This is a genomic window from Flavimobilis sp. BM9, assembly GCF_058313055.1.
Genome location: NZ_JBZEMO010000002.1, coordinates 65,652 through 78,887, shown reverse-complemented (window position 1 = coordinate 78,887; position 13,236 = coordinate 65,652). Strand labels below are relative to the sequence as shown.

The window sequence follows — 13,236 nt, the reverse complement described above, 5'->3', positions numbered from 1 at the left end:
CGCAGGCCGTACCCTCATGACAGACCTGACAGAAGGAAGTGACCGCTGTTGACCGGACAGGACTGGCTCGAGAAGGACTTCTACGCGAGCCTCGGCGTCGCGAAGGACGCTGACGCTGCAGCGATCAAGAAGGCCTACCGCAAGCTCGCGCGCCAGCACCACCCGGACCAGAACGCCGGTGACACGAAGGCCGAGGCGCGCTTCAAGGAGATCGGCGAGGCGTACGCCGTGCTCTCCGACCCGGAGCAGCGCCGCCAGTACGACGCCGTCCGGGCGATGGGCGGCGGCGCCCGCTTCGCCGCGGGGCCCGGTGGCGCCGGCGGTGCCGCCGGCTTCGAGGACCTCTTCGGCGGCATGTTCGGCGGCGGAGGCGGCGGTGCGCGCACGACGCCCTTCCCGGGCGCCAACTCCTCCACGGGTGGCGGGTTCGAGGACATCCTCGGCGGGCTGTTCGGTGGCGGTCGCGGCCCCGCGGGCTTCCGTGGCACGCGCGCCCAGCAGGGTGCCGACATCAACGCGACGACCACGTTGTCCTTCCGCTCCGCCGTCGAGGGCGCGACCGTGTCCCTCGACGTCGAGGGCCGCACCGTCACGACCCGCATCCCCTCGGGCGTGCGCGACGGCCAGAAGATCCGCCTGCGCGGCAAGGGCCGCCCTGGTACGGGCGGCGCTCCCGCAGGTGACCTCAACATCACGGTCAAGGTCACGCCGCACCCCGTCTATGCGGTCGACGGCGCGAACCTGCGCATGACGCTGCCCGTCACGTTCGACGAGGCCGCGCTGGGCGCGACGATCGACGTCCCGACCCTCGACGGGCAGACCGTGCGGGTCAAGGTCCCTGCGGGTACGCCGTCGGGCAGGACGCTGCGCGTCAAGGGCCGCGGTGTCAGCACCGCGAAGGCGACCGGCGACCTGCTCGTCACGGTCACCGTCGTGGTGCCGCAGAAGCTCGACGCGGTCGCGCGCAAGGCCGTCGAGGCCTTCGCCGAGGCGACCGCAGGCGAGGGTCGCAGCGTGCGCGCGGACCTCCTGGCCCGCGCGCAGGAATGACCGCCCGGAGGCCGTGATGGACGTCGCCGACCGCCCGATCTTCCCGATCTCGCGAGCCGCCGAGCTCGCTGGCATGCACCCGCAGACGTTGCGGCAGTACGACCGCCTCGGACTGGTCGTCCCGAGCCGGACGGCCGGCCGCGGAAGGCGCTACAGCGCGCGCGACGTCGAGCGGCTGCGCACCGTGCAGCAGCTCAGCCAGGAAGAGGGCATCAACCTTGCGGGCATCATGCGCATCCTCGACCTGCAGGACGAGGTGCACGCGCTCCGCGAGCGGTTGCGCGCCCTGGCGTCCGCCACCGAGGCCGGGCACCGGGTGTTCGCCGCGGACGCGACCGGTGACATCGTGGCTCTTCCGCGCGGGAAGCGGCAGGCGCGCGTGCGCACGTCGGGAGCGCTTGTCGTGTGGCGGCCCCGGGGCTGAGCGTCAGATCCCCGCGCACAATTACACAAGGGCGCGGTGCGCAAATTCCGCAGAATCCTGCGGATCTGGTAAGGCTCGCCTCTCTGTACAACGCCCTGATCCAGGCCTATCGTCAGCAAGAAGAGCAGTCAGGCGAAGTCGGACAGAGTCGGAGAGACCCATGAGCGCCATGCTGGAGATGCCACCGGTCAGCGAGTGCACGATCGCCGGCTGTTCCTACAACCACGACGGCTGCCACGCCGGGGCCATCACGATCGCCGGGAACGCGGGCGATGCCTCGTGCGCCACGTTCATCCCGCTCGACGTCAAGGGCGGGCTCTCGCGCGTCGTCGCCGCCGTCGGGGCGTGCCAGCGCGCGGAGTGCAGCCACAACGACCACCTCGAGTGCAACGCCGAGTCCGTGCGTATCGGCGCAGGCGGTACGCACCACGCGGACTGCCTCACCTACTCGCCGGCCTGACCAGACCTCCTGCCCGCCGTACCGCGGGAGGGGCGGATCGAGGGATGCCACGGGGCCATGACGTCGCCGCCATGGCCCCGTGGTGTGCCTTGCGGAAATTCCCCCGAATCAACTCCGCAAGGAGCTCAGCAACCCCGCGCACCCGGCAGGGTCGGCGGGCAGCCGCTCGACCCACAGCCGGGCGGGGGACCGCATCGATCGAGGGCCGACGACGCTCGTGAGTCCGATGATGAGCTTCCGGACGTCCTCGACCGTCGTCGGCAGCGCGTCGTCGCGCTGCGTCATGATCGCGAAGAGTCCTGGGCGGAGCTGCGCCGTCGGGTGGTAGCGCCCGAGCATCCGTGCGAGCGCCGCCCCGACGAGCGCACCGACGCGGATCTGGTCGAGTCGGTGGCCGCCCTCGGTCGCGACGTCGAGCACGAGCAGGCACCACGGCGCCGGGGCGGCGGTGAACGTCTCCTCGAGACGTGCGGTCAGGTACGCGGGGGTGCGCAGGCCGGTGAGCGGGTCGGTCGACGACTGCGACGCCGCCGTCGCCTCCTGTGCCTCGGCCCAGCCGACGGCGACCGCCCGGGTGACGTCGAGCGGCGCGTCGAACCCGAGGGTGTCGTACAGGCAGCCGAGGTCGTCGAGCGTCTCGGCCATGTCGCTGCCACGCTCGGCGCGCGCAGCCCCGAGCCGCTGTGCGGCCGGGGTCGGGTCGACACCCGACTCGAGCGCCTCGACGAGAGCCTCCGCGGCCGGGTGCGCCCAGTCGTCGCCGTGTCGCCAGACCGTGGTGAGCGAGGCCGTGCGCCAGCCCCGCAGGACGGCGTCCTGCGGGTCGAAGGGCTCACGCGTGTGGGTCACGAGTGATGAGAGGGGTGTGCTCGCAGATCATGACGCGGCTTTCGGTGACCTTTGTGAAGGACCGTCCCGCGACTTCCTGCCTGCGGCATGGCAACATTCCTGGGGTGCGGTGTGATCACCGCAGATGGGCGGGGGAGCCACATGAGTGACGTGACGCGGGTCCCGGACGGGGTCGCGAGTGACGCCGAGCTGATCACCGCCGTGCGACAGGGCGACACGGCGGCCTTCGGCGTGCTCTACGAGCGGCACGAGGAGGCTGCGCGTAGGGTCGCGCAGCGCTACGTGCCGCCTGCAGACGCGGACGACGTCGTCGCGGGGGCCTTCGAGAAGATCCTCCAGGTGCTCCGCGGAGGCAAGGGCCCGGACGTCGCCTTCCGCGCCTACCTGTTCACCGTCGTGCGACGTCGCGCGATCGAGTCGCTCGAGAAGGCGCGGCGCACCACCGCGACCGACGACGTCGCGGTGTTCGACTCGGTGATCGGGCCGCTCGCCTCGACCGAGGAGCCGATGCTCCGCGGGTTCGAGGACCGCACGGTCGCGCGCGCGTTCGAGTCGCTACCAGAACGCTGGCGGACGGTGCTCTGGTATCTCGACATCGAGCAGCAGACCCCCGCCGCGGTCGCGCCGGCGCTCGGGATGTCGGCCAACGGCGTCTCTGCGCTCGCGTACCGTGCGCGCGAGGGTCTGCGTCAGGCGTACCTGCAGGAGCACCTCCTGTCGCCTGCGGTCTCCGAGGACTGCCGGGCGGTCAACGACCAGCTCGGGTCGTACGCGCGCGGCGGGCTGTCGCGTCGCGAGACGACGCGTGTCGAGGCGCACCTCGACGTGTGCGCGGCGTGCCGTGCTGCGGCGCTCGAGCTCGGCGACCTCGCGCAGGGGATGCGCGCCGTCGTCGCGCCGCTCATTCTGGGGACGCTCGGTGTCGCTTCCCTGGGTCTGCTCCCGGTGGGTGGCGCTGCGCCGGCGGCGGGCGCTGCCGCCGCGGGTGCTGGTGCCGGTCCCGAGGGGATCGTCGTCGCGCGTGCGGACGCGGGCGTCGTGGCGACCGGCGGCGGACCGGGCGCTCCGCTCGCCGTCGCGGTCCCTGGTGGGGCGTCGGCGGCACCCGCGGTCGGTCTGATCTCCGCGATCGCGCAGCTTCCGGCAGCTGTGCTCGCCGCTGCGGGCGTCGTCGTCGTGGGTGGCTTGGTGGCGGCAGGCGTCGCTCTCGCGTCGGGCAGCGACCCGGTCGCCCCCGGGGTCGCGGGTCCCCTGGTCGCGGGGCCGGTCGCCGAGGCGCCCACGGTCGTCCCTCCGACGGTCGTGACGTCCGACTCGCCCGTCGAGGAGACACCGACGGCGGACCCGACGAGCGTGGCGACGCCGCCCGACCTGCCGACCGGACCGGGGGAGACGCCTGCGCCGTCGACCACCCCCGACGACCCGACGGGCGACGAGCCCGACGAGGACCCGGAGCCGAGCGAGCCCGCGCCGACGGACGAGCCGTCCGGCACCCCGACGGCGACGCCGTCCGAGAACCCGTCGCGGGAACCGACGGCGGCGCCGACGTCGGCCCCCACGAGCGCGCCTGCCCCGACCCCGACGCACAGCCCGACTCCCACGCCCAGCCCGACTCCCACGGCGACAGCCGCACCGGTCGCGCCGGCCGCGCTCAACCTCGCGATCTCGCAGGTCAAGGCGAGCGGCGCGTCGACCGTGACCCTCTCGGTCGCGAACACTGCGCAGCTGCCGGCGACGGAGGTCGAGGTCGAGCTCACGCTCCCGCAGGGCATGTACCTGTCGAGCACCGGCGTGATCCTCGCGGCGTCCCAGCCCGCCCAGACGCTCAGCGCCATGGTCGCGGCCGCGATCAGCCCGTCGTGGTCGTGCTCGACGACGACGAGCTCCGCAGTGTGTGCCGTTCCTGACATCCCTGCGGGTGCAGAGACGTCGACGACGTTCCAGGTGACCCTCAAGGCGCCCGGCGTCTCGCGGCTCGACGTCGAGGCGCGGGTAACGACGGCGGGCGGCTCTGCGACGCGCACGGTCCCGGTCGCCGTCGAGGCCGCCGCGACGGAGGTCCAGGCCAGGGTCCTCGAGGACTCGCTGCTCGTCGTCGACGGGGCCGGGGTCGTGAGCGTCGAGGTCACGAACGCGGGCGAGGTGGCGACGCCCGCCGTCGTGCGCGTCGAGCTCCCCGACGGAGCCGAGTGGCTGGACGGTCGGGACGGCGGGCTCGTGCCAGGCTCCGCCGAGGGGTGGATGTGCGCGCTCTACCCGGCGACGGCGCGGACCCTCGAGTGCCGCACCGACGACCTGCCAGGTGGGCTCGCGGATCCGCAGCGCCTGGACCTGCCAGCGACGACGTCGGCAGCCGACCTGGGCGCGGGGGTGCTCTCCTGGGGGCCGAGCATCGAGTCGCTCACGAGCGAGCCGTACCTGCTCGCCGGTCCTGTCGGGGCCGCCCTCCGCCCGGAGGCCCTGGTGCTCACACGGATCGGGCCGTACGCGCCGACGGACGTCGGCACGCTCGGCGTCGACGTGTTCAGCAACGGGCGTGCGGCCAGCGGCGCGACGGTGGTCGTCGAGCTTCCGGACGGCGTCGTCCTCGAGGGCGTGCCGACGATCGGTGAGGAGGCGTGCCAGGTCGAGAGCAACGTCGTGACGTGCGCCCTGCCAGGGACGGAGTGGTCGGAGGCCCGGGTGTCCGTCCCGGTGAGCGGGGTCGCGGCGCAGGGCGCAGGAGTGAGCGTGGTACCGGTGCGCGCGGAGCTCGCCACGTCGGCGGGCACCGTCGTCCTCGCTGCGGTCGACGCGACGATCGAGGTGCTGGACGCTCCGACGGAGGTCCCCTCGTAGGTCTGGAGCCGGGGCGCCCTCGCGAGCGTCGTGGAACGGGAGGAGCCCCGTGGTCGCGCAGGCGACCACGGGGCTCCGTCAGCTCGGTCTGCCGCGTCAGGTGACGTGGACCGACGGTGCGTGCCGGTTCAGACGACGCCGTAGAGGCGGTCGCCCGCGTCGCCGAGGCCCGGGACGATGTAGGCGTTCTCGTCGAGGCGCTCGTCGACGGCTGCGACGACGACGGTGACGTCGGCGCGGTCGCCGATCGCCTCCTCGAGAACCTTGAGGCCCTCAGGCGCGGCGAGCAGGCAGACGGCGGTGACGTCGCGTGCACCGCGGTCGAGGAGGTAGTTGATCGACGCGACGAGCGTCCCGCCGGTGGCGAGCATCGGGTCGAGGAGGAAGCACTGACGGCCGGAGAGGTCGTCGGGCAGCCGGTTGGCGTAGGTGATCGCCTCGAGCGTCTCCTCGTCGCGCTGCATGCCGAGGAAGCCGACCTCGGCGGTCGGGAGCAGGCGCGTCATGCCCTCGAGCATCCCGAGGCCTGCACGCAGGATCGGGACGACGATCGGCTGCGGGTCGGCGATCTTGGTGCCGACCGTGTCGGTGACGGGCGTCGTGATCGGCGCGTCGACCGTGCGCACGTCGCGGGTCGCCTCGTACGCGAGGAGCGTGACGAGCTCGTCGACGAGGAGGCGGAAGTTCGGCGAGGCGGTGCTCTTGTCACGCAGGACGGTGAGCTTGTGGGCGACGAGCGGGTGGTCGGCTACGTGCAGGCGCATGGGTCAACCGTACCGCTCGCGAGGTGGCGGCGGACCGCCTGGCGCCCCGCCGTCGTCTGCGACCATGTCACCATGCACGACGACGGACGGTGGGACGAGGCGATGGGCCTCGCGCTCGCGGAGGCGCACCTCGCGCTCGAGACGCAGGACGTCCCGGTGGGCGCCGTCGTCGTCGACGCGACCGGTCGGGTCGTCGCGCGGGGCCACAACGAGCGGGAGGCGTCGGGGGACCCGACGGCGCACGCCGAGGTGGTCGCCCTGCGCGCGGCCGCCGAGACCCTCGGCACGTGGCGGCTGGACGGCTGCACGCTCGTCGTGACGCTCGAGCCGTGCGTCATGTGCGCGGGCGCGATCATGGCGGCACGCGTCCCCCGGCTGGTCCTCGGGGCGTGGGACGACAAGGCGGGAGCGACGGGCTCGAAGTGGGACCTCGTGCGTGACCCGCGGGCGCTGCACACCGTCGAGGTGCGTCCGGGGGTGCGGGCGGCCGAGTGCGAGGGGCTGCTGCGCGACTTCTTCGCGTCGCGCCGAGGCTGACTCGACGGAGGTTCAGCCGAGGAGGCGCTCCTCGAGAGCCGTGACCTCGGCGTCGGTCATGCCGTGCGCGCGCAGGTAGGGGAGCGTGCGCTCGGACGAGCCCTGCTCGACGACGTCGAGCGCGGTCTCGATCGCGTCGGCAGGGCTGCCGACGAGCAGGTCGACGAACTCGTGCGCGCGGTCCTCACCGAGGAACGTCGTCAGCCGGACGATCTGCGCGTCGAGCCACGGCCCGCGCAGGCGAGCCTCGGTCATCACGTAGTTCGCGACGACGTCGTCGCGGGAGACGCCGATCGCGCGCAGCGCGAGTGCGACCGTGATGCCGGTGCGGTCCTTCCCCGCGGTGCAGTGCACGAGGACGGCGCCGGGAGCCGACGTCGCGACGGTCCGCACGGCGGACGTGAGCGTCGTCGCGCAGCCCTCGACCATGTGCCGGTAGAGCGGGGCGAGGCCGACCTCGGGCTGCACGAGCGCGTGCGCGGACGAGTCGAAGATCGGCAGGTGCGAGACCGCGAAGCCGCGCTCGCTGAACGGCGACGGGGCGAGCTGTTGCTCGCGCTCGTCCCGCAGGTCGATCACGGAGACCAGGCCGACGTCGCGCAGGGCGGCGGTCGCGGTGTCGTCGAGGGACGAGGGCGCGTCGGAGCGCAGGAGCGCGTACGGGCGGACGGTCGTCGAGCCGACGCGGTAGCCGGCGACGTCGCGCAGGTTGGCGAAGCCGGCGATCTGGTCGAGGGGCGCGGTCGTCATGGTCTGATCCTCGCAGGGACGCCCGGTCGTGCTCGGTGGGCGGGGCTGTCAGCCGGTGGTGCGCGGCGGCGTCGGCAGGAGGTGGGGCAGGAGCGCGGTGAGGGTCTCGCTCGTGCCGGCGTCGAGGCGGACCGTCGCGATGGCGTCGGCGCGCGTGGCGCCGCGGTTGACGATCGCGAGCGGCTTGCCGGCGCGCACGGCGTGCCGGGCGTAGCGCAACCCGGAGTGCACGGTGAGGGAGGAGCCGGCGACGAGGAGGACGTCGGCGTCGTCGACGATCTCGTAGCTCCGCGCGACCTTCTCGCGTGGGACGGTCTCGCCGAAGTAGACGATGTCGGGCTTGAGCATGCCGCCGCAGCGCTCGCAGTCCGCGACGACGAACGAGGCGGTCGACTCGACGACCGCGTCGGCGTCAGGCGCGATCTCGATGTCCTCGACCATGCCCTGCGCCTCGCGGAACCCCGGGTTGAGCGCGGTCAGCCGGGCGTCGAGTGATTCACGTGAAACCGTGTACCCGCAGGCCAGGCACCGGACCCGGTCGTACGAGCCGTGCAGGTCGACGAGATTCTGCGATCCCGCCCGCCGGTGCAGCGTGTCGACGTTCTGCGTCACCACACCTGAGACGGCGCCCGCGCGCTCGAGCGCGGCAAGGGCGCGGTGCCCGTCGTTGGGCCGTGTCGCCGCCATGTGCCGCCAGCCCACGTGGTTGCGCGCCCAGTAGTGTCGCCGGAACGCCGGGTCGCCCGTGAACTGCTGGTACGTCATCGGGTTGCGCGGAGCCGAGCCGGGGCCACGGTAGTCCGGGATCCCCGAGTCCGTCGACAGCCCGGCGCCCGTGAGCACGGCCGTGCGGCGGCCGCGCACGAGCGCGACGAGCTCGGACACGTCAGGCGCGAGAGACGCGACGCGGAGGTCGAGAACGGTAGGGGAGGTCACCCGACCACGCTACGACGACGTCGCCAGCCGCGCCGTGACGCGGGAGACGTTGTGACCGGGCTCCCACGTCACGGCGTCAGCGTGCGTCAGGCGGGCGCCCCCTCCGGGTACAGCGTGCGCAGCTCGGCGAGGTACTGGCGACGCCCGACGAGCAGGTACATCAGCCGGGCGGGGAGCGGCAGGTTCGCGCGCGTCCAGGCGCGGGCCTCGTCGTCGGACATCGGCGCCATCATGTGGCCGAGCTGGACGAACATCCGCTCCTTCGGGATCTTGCTGCGCCCCACCTTGCCCAGGACGTCCCACTCCTCCTGCGTGAAGGTCGTGCGGACCCACGGGAGGATCTGCTCCTCCTCCGCACCCAGGTGCTCCTCGAGCGTGACGCGTACCCGGTCGAGCGCCTCCGCGGCGTCGTCCCGAGCGGCGGCGCTCGCGGTGCGCTCGAGCTGCGTGAGCGGATCCTCGAGCGCCGCGAGCTGGTCCGCGACCGTCGCGTGCTGCGACCGCATGAGGCCGACGTGCAGCGCGCACGCCGGAGCGCGCGCCGCGAGGTCGTCCCACAGGAGCGTGTCCTCCGTGGAGTGGTGGTCGTGCAGGCCGTGCGCGATCTCCCGCACGTGCGCGACGACGATCGCCGCCCGGTCCCTGTCGCCCGGCCGGACCTCGCGGACGAGCGGGACAGCCCGCCCCAGGAGGTGGCGGAACATCGCGTGGACGACGTTCATGTCGTCGGTATTGCACAGGCCTACGGCCGTGGTGTTGCCCATGGTGGTGTTTCCCCTCAGGTGCGCGGCACGTCGTGCGCTCCCCCGAGCGCGTGCCGACCCGGTCACGCTAGGACCGGGTACCCGCTGCCGCGTAGTGTCTTTTGGGGTGGTTTGTCAGGGTGAGGGGCAACGACCCGGGTGACCCGTCACCCGCACCCGCGGCGCCGCGCAGCCCTCTGACAGGCCCCGAACAGCGCCGATTTCGACGATCGGCCCTTCGGAAGGTACGCTTCTCGGCGAGGTAGCGTGTCCGAGCGGCCTAAGGAGCACGCCTCGAAAGCGTGTGTGGGTGAAAGTCCACCGTGGGTTCAAATCCCACCGCTACCGCCACCGAAGGACCCCGACCGGCATCGCCGGACGGGGTCCTTCGTCGTTCCGGTCCAGCGCCCCCGTCCGCGAAGGCCCCGCCCCGGCCGTCCGGCACGATGACGTGCCGACCTGTGCCCGGTACGGTTCTGGTGGCGCGCGATGGGCCGCCACGGTGGCACGGCAGGGTGCGCCGCCCGAGACAGACACGGAGATCACATGTCGTTCATGGAAAAGCTGCGGGGGCAGCTCATCGACATCATCGAGTTCCTCGATGACAGCCGAGACACGATCGTGTGGCGCTTCCCCCGCCAGGGCAACGAGATCAAGAACGGCGCCAAGCTCGTCGTCCGCGAGGGCCAGGTCGCGGTCTTCGAGAACGAGGGCCAGGTCGCTGACGTCTTCGGCCCCGGCACGTACACCCTCACGACGCAGAACATCCCGATCCTCTCGACCCTCAAGGGCTGGAAGTACGGCTTCAACTCGCCGTTCAAGGCCGAGGTCTACTTCGTCTCGACGCGCCAGTTCACCGACTTCAAGTGGGGCACGCAGAACCCCATCATGATGCGCGACCCGGAGTTCGGCGTCGTGCGTCTGCGCGGCTTCGGCTCCTACGCGCTCCAGGTGACGGACGCGTCCGCGCTGCTGCGCCAGCTCGTCGGCACCGACCCCAACTTCCGCACCGAGGAGATCGGCGAGTACTTCCGCCAGATCGTCGTCTCGCACCTCGGCCCGGCCTTCGCCGCCGCGAACATCGCGGCCCTCGACCTCGCCGCGAGCCAGCACACCCTCGGCGCGACGCTCGCCCGCGAGCTCACCGCCGCCCTCGCCGAGTACGGCGTCACGATCCCCAAGTTCGTCATCGAGAACATCTCCCTGCCGCCCGAGGTCGAGGAGGCGCTCGACAAGCGCACCCAGATGTCGGTCCTGGGCAACCTCGACCAGTACACGAAGTTCCAGACCGCCAACGCGATCGAGGACGCCGCCAACAACCCCGGCGGCTCCGGCGAGGGCATGGGCATGGGCATGGGCCTCGCGATGGGTCAGCAGATGGCCGCGTCGATGGGCGCCGCAGCCGCCGCAGCGACGACGCCCGGCACGCCCACCGCTCCTGCGCCTGCGACCCCGCCGCCGCTGCCCGGCGGTGCGCCCTGGTACTACGCCGACGCCGCGGGCACGCAGCAGGGCCCCGTCCCCGCAGCCCAGCTCGCCGGCCAGGTCACCGCCGAGACGCTCGTCTGGCAGGAGGGCATGGCCGCGTGGACGCCCGTGCGCTCCGTCCCGGCGCTCTCCCACCTGCTCGGCGCCACGCCCCCGCCCCTCCCGGGAGCCTGACGCATGAGCGACCAGATCCAGGACCCGTCGACAGGTCCTGCTCAGCAACCTGCCGTCGCAGATCTCATGTCCACCCGCTGCTCGAGCTGCGGCTCACAGCTCGTCTACACGCCCGGCACGGCCTACCTGCAGTGCCGGTGCCAGAGCCAAGTCCAGATCGCCGACGCCGGCAGCGTCGTCGAGCAGGGATACGAGGAGTGGGCGCGCACGCACGCAGGCCAGAGCCCGGCCGCGGCGAGCGTGCTGCGCACGCTGCGCTGCGACGGCTGCGGCGCGCAGACGCAGAGCGCGAACCTCTCCGACACGTGCCAGTTCTGCGCCGGTCACCTCGTCGCCGTCGGCACGGCTGAGGGCACGGTCGCGCCGTCGGGCGTCCTGCCGTTCGCGCTCGACACCGCAGCGGCGCAGTCCGCCGTCGTGACGTGGGTGAAGTCGCGCTGGCTCGCACCCAACGCGCTCAAGCAGGTCAACGCGACCGAGTCGCTGCGCGGCACGTACGTCCCGCACTGGGCGTTCGACGCCGACACCCGCACCGACTACACGGGCGAGCGTGGAGACGAGTACTGGGAGGGCAGCGGCGACGACCGCGTCCGCAAGGTGCGGTGGCGCGACGCGCGCGGCACCACGACGCGCCGGTTCGACGACGTCCTCGTCGTCGGTACCACGACGCTCTCGGAGAAGCAGGTCGACTCCCTGACCCCCTGGGACACGGCGAAGATCGTGCCGTTCCAGCCCGGATACCTCGCGGGGTACTCGACCGTGAGCTACGACGTCGACCCCGCCGCAGGCCTCGAGAAGGCCAAGCAGCGGATGGCCGGACCGATCCGCAAGGACGTCGAGAACGACATCGGTGGCGACGAGCAGCGGGTCCGCACGCTGCAGACCGCCTACTCGAACGTCATGTTCACGCTCCTGCTCCTGCCCGTCTGGATCATGACCTACATGTACGCGGGCAAGCAGTGGCAGGTCATGGTCAACGCGACCACCGGCGAGGTCATCGGCAAGCGGCCCTACTCGCCGGTCAAGGTGACGCTCGCGATCCTCGCGGCGCTCGCCGCCGTGATCACTGTCATCGCGCTCTATCTGCGCAGATGACGAACCGCTAGCGTCGGACGAACGGCACAGGGGGCCTCAGATGACAGCTCGAACCTCAGCACGACGACGCGCGGCCGCTGCGGCCGCGGTTCTCGCCATCCTCCTCAGCGCGTGCGCCGAGGACCCGGCGGAGGACCGCGGACCGCAGCCCGACGGTGCGGTCGAGCACGACCTGTTCACGCACTGCGGTGTCAGCGCGGTGGATGTCGGCGGCGACCTCTACCTGCGCGTCGGCGGGAAGCTCGGCGCCGGCAGCTCGCCGCCCGGCTGGGGCGACCCGTTCCAGAAGGGCTGGGTCGTCGTCGAGGGCCCGGTCGCGACGTTCACCGACGGCGTCGGGCACCACGAGACGTTCACCCCCGCGCCCGCAGGGTTCGAGCCCGAACGTTGCCTGTAGCGGAAGGCGGTGGCGAGCACGCGGGCACTAGCCTTCCCCTTGTGAACGCGCGATCGAGGCCAGGCCGGGGCGAGGGTCGACGGCGTGACGACAGTCAGGGCGGGTCGTGGCTGAGATATGTCCCTGACGCCGAGCCGGCCGACGCAGTCGCACGCCCGCTGCGGCTCCCCTGGCGCATGTCGCGAGCCGAGGCGCTCGTCATCGGCTCGCTGCGCTACTCGCGGTCGCCGCTGCTCGGTGCGGTCGTAGCGATCGCATTCCTCGCGCTCGGCGGGATGACGGTCGTTGCCTTCGCGTCGAGCTGGTGGGACGTGCGCGTCCTCGCCGAACGTGGTGTCGTCGTCAGTGGTGAGGTCGTCGCGGTCCCGGGCCTCGTGGGTGTGACGTGGCCCGAGATCGCGCCCGCTTCCAGGTACCTGGAAGCAGGGGACGACGCGGCGGTTCGGTACATCGTCGGCGACGATGTTGACGTCGTTGTCGACCCGACTGACCCGGGCCGCGCTCGACTCGCAGGAGTCCCCGGCTGGACGGCGAGCGACTCGTGGGGGATCGCTGGTGGCGTCGGCGTGCTGTTGCTCGGGATCGGGTACGGGAGGTGGGCGCTGTGGTTGCGCTTCGCTCACCACGCCGATCCCCGCGGCGGGTCCGCTGCGTGATCGTGACGCTTCCCACAAACCAGACGGTCCGGGCCTCGCGCCGGAATGCGCGCGGCACCCTGCCGTGTTGGCGTC

14 protein-coding genes and 1 tRNA gene are annotated in these 13,236 nt (G+C 72.4%); 10 read left to right on the top strand and 5 right to left on the bottom strand.

The window, feature by feature from the left end:
• Positions 1 to 48: 48 nt before the first annotated feature.
• From AC4F3Q_RS04425 to AC4F3Q_RS04415, 3 genes are all read left to right on the top strand, one after another.
• Positions 49 to 1,050 carry a DnaJ C-terminal domain-containing protein gene (locus AC4F3Q_RS04425; protein WP_491038903.1) on the top strand — a complete coding sequence of 334 codons (1,002 nt, stop codon included), beginning with the start codon at positions 49 to 51 and terminating at the stop codon, positions 1,048 to 1,050.
• Between the two features lie 16 nt (positions 1,051 to 1,066).
• Complete coding sequence (locus AC4F3Q_RS04420; RefSeq protein WP_168446555.1) at positions 1,067 to 1,474, top strand: heat shock protein transcriptional repressor HspR; 408 nt, start codon at positions 1,067 to 1,069, stop codon at positions 1,472 to 1,474.
• 160 nt (positions 1,475 to 1,634) lie between these two features.
• Positions 1,635 to 1,934, top strand: coding sequence for a DUF1540 domain-containing protein (locus AC4F3Q_RS04415; RefSeq protein WP_168446554.1), 300 nt, complete (start codon positions 1,635 to 1,637; stop codon positions 1,932 to 1,934).
• Positions 1,935 to 2,042: 108 nt separating this feature from the next.
• On the opposite strand, the gene AC4F3Q_RS04410 is transcribed toward AC4F3Q_RS04415, so the two are convergent.
• The gene (locus tag AC4F3Q_RS04410; RefSeq protein WP_491038902.1) at positions 2,043 to 2,783 is read right to left on the bottom strand and encodes a hypothetical protein; all 741 of its coding nucleotides are present in this window, start codon (positions 2,781 to 2,783) and stop codon (positions 2,043 to 2,045) included.
• A gap of 141 nt (positions 2,784 to 2,924) precedes the next feature.
• Here AC4F3Q_RS04410 and AC4F3Q_RS04405 point away from each other — a divergent pair, with 141 nt between their 5' ends.
• The gene (locus AC4F3Q_RS04405; RefSeq protein ID WP_491038901.1) at positions 2,925 to 5,621 is read left to right on the top strand and encodes a sigma-70 family RNA polymerase sigma factor; all 2,697 of its coding nucleotides are present in this window, start codon (positions 2,925 to 2,927) and stop codon (positions 5,619 to 5,621) included.
• Between the two features lie 128 nt (positions 5,622 to 5,749).
• Here the strand turns inward: AC4F3Q_RS04405 and upp are convergent, their stop codons facing one another.
• The gene (gene upp / locus AC4F3Q_RS04400; RefSeq protein ID WP_168446551.1) at positions 5,750 to 6,385 is read right to left on the bottom strand and encodes a uracil phosphoribosyltransferase; all 636 of its coding nucleotides are present in this window, start codon (positions 6,383 to 6,385) and stop codon (positions 5,750 to 5,752) included.
• A gap of 102 nt (positions 6,386 to 6,487) precedes the next feature.
• Between upp and AC4F3Q_RS04395 the strand changes: the two genes are divergently transcribed.
• Complete coding sequence (locus AC4F3Q_RS04395) at positions 6,488 to 6,922, top strand: nucleoside deaminase (RefSeq protein WP_491039185.1); 435 nt, start codon at positions 6,488 to 6,490, stop codon at positions 6,920 to 6,922.
• Positions 6,923 to 6,934: 12 nt separating this feature from the next.
• Here the strand turns inward: AC4F3Q_RS04395 and AC4F3Q_RS04390 are convergent, their stop codons facing one another.
• From AC4F3Q_RS04390 to AC4F3Q_RS04380, 3 genes are all read right to left on the bottom strand, one after another.
• A complete protein-coding gene (locus AC4F3Q_RS04390; protein ID WP_491038900.1) occupies positions 6,935 to 7,672 on the bottom strand; it encodes a tyrosine-protein phosphatase in 738 nt (245 codons plus the stop codon).
• Between the two features lie 48 nt (positions 7,673 to 7,720).
• Positions 7,721 to 8,557 carry an NAD-dependent protein deacetylase gene (locus AC4F3Q_RS04385; RefSeq protein ID WP_491039184.1) on the bottom strand — a complete coding sequence of 279 codons (837 nt, stop codon included), beginning with the start codon at positions 8,555 to 8,557 and terminating at the stop codon, positions 7,721 to 7,723.
• Positions 8,558 to 8,694: 137 nt separating this feature from the next.
• A complete protein-coding gene (locus tag AC4F3Q_RS04380; protein WP_491038899.1) occupies positions 8,695 to 9,372 on the bottom strand; it encodes a hemerythrin domain-containing protein in 678 nt (225 codons plus the stop codon).
• A 240-nt stretch (positions 9,373 to 9,612) separates the two neighbouring features.
• On the opposite strand from AC4F3Q_RS04380, the gene AC4F3Q_RS04375 reads away from it, so the two are divergent.
• The 5 genes from AC4F3Q_RS04375 to AC4F3Q_RS04355 all read left to right on the top strand — a co-directional run bounded on the left by AC4F3Q_RS04375 (position 9,613) and on the right by AC4F3Q_RS04355 (position 13,161).
• Positions 9,613 to 9,702, top strand: a tRNA-Ser gene (locus AC4F3Q_RS04375).
• Between the two features lie 195 nt (positions 9,703 to 9,897).
• Positions 9,898 to 11,013 carry an SPFH domain-containing protein gene (locus AC4F3Q_RS04370; RefSeq protein ID WP_491038898.1) on the top strand — a complete coding sequence of 372 codons (1,116 nt, stop codon included), beginning with the start codon at positions 9,898 to 9,900 and terminating at the stop codon, positions 11,011 to 11,013.
• Between the two features lie 3 nt (positions 11,014 to 11,016).
• Entirely contained in the window at positions 11,017 to 12,108 is a 1,092-nt protein-coding gene (locus AC4F3Q_RS04365; RefSeq protein ID WP_491038897.1) for a hypothetical protein, read from the top strand.
• Between the two features lie 40 nt (positions 12,109 to 12,148).
• The gene (locus tag AC4F3Q_RS04360) at positions 12,149 to 12,505 is read left to right on the top strand and encodes a hypothetical protein (protein WP_491038896.1); all 357 of its coding nucleotides are present in this window, start codon (positions 12,149 to 12,151) and stop codon (positions 12,503 to 12,505) included.
• A gap of 176 nt (positions 12,506 to 12,681) precedes the next feature.
• On the top strand, positions 12,682 to 13,161 hold the full coding sequence (locus AC4F3Q_RS04355) for a hypothetical protein (RefSeq protein ID WP_491038895.1): 480 nt from the start codon (positions 12,682 to 12,684) through the stop codon (positions 13,159 to 13,161).
• The last annotated feature ends 75 nt before the right edge of the window (positions 13,162 to 13,236 follow it).

Coding starts and splice junctions, on each gene's coding strand:
- AC4F3Q_RS04355 (WP_491038895.1), top strand. CDS start 12,682: ATGTCGCGAGCCGAGGCGCTCGTCATCGGCTCGCTGCGCTACTCGCGG.
- upp (WP_168446551.1), bottom strand. CDS start 6,385: ATGCGCCTGCACGTAGCCGACCACCCGCTCGTCGCCCACAAGCTCACC.
- AC4F3Q_RS04395 (WP_491039185.1), top strand. CDS start 6,488: ATGGGCCTCGCGCTCGCGGAGGCGCACCTCGCGCTCGAGACGCAGGAC.
- AC4F3Q_RS04420 (WP_168446555.1), top strand. CDS start 1,067: ATGGACGTCGCCGACCGCCCGATCTTCCCGATCTCGCGAGCCGCCGAG.
- AC4F3Q_RS04405 (WP_491038901.1), top strand. CDS start 2,925: ATGAGTGACGTGACGCGGGTCCCGGACGGGGTCGCGAGTGACGCCGAG.
- AC4F3Q_RS04390 (WP_491038900.1), bottom strand. CDS start 7,672: ATGACGACCGCGCCCCTCGACCAGATCGCCGGCTTCGCCAACCTGCGC.
- AC4F3Q_RS04415 (WP_168446554.1), top strand. CDS start 1,635: ATGAGCGCCATGCTGGAGATGCCACCGGTCAGCGAGTGCACGATCGCC.
- AC4F3Q_RS04370 (WP_491038898.1), top strand. CDS start 9,898: ATGTCGTTCATGGAAAAGCTGCGGGGGCAGCTCATCGACATCATCGAG.
- AC4F3Q_RS04365 (WP_491038897.1), top strand. CDS start 11,017: ATGAGCGACCAGATCCAGGACCCGTCGACAGGTCCTGCTCAGCAACCT.
- AC4F3Q_RS04380 (WP_491038899.1), bottom strand. CDS start 9,372: ATGGGCAACACCACGGCCGTAGGCCTGTGCAATACCGACGACATGAAC.
- AC4F3Q_RS04360 (WP_491038896.1), top strand. CDS start 12,149: ATGACAGCTCGAACCTCAGCACGACGACGCGCGGCCGCTGCGGCCGCG.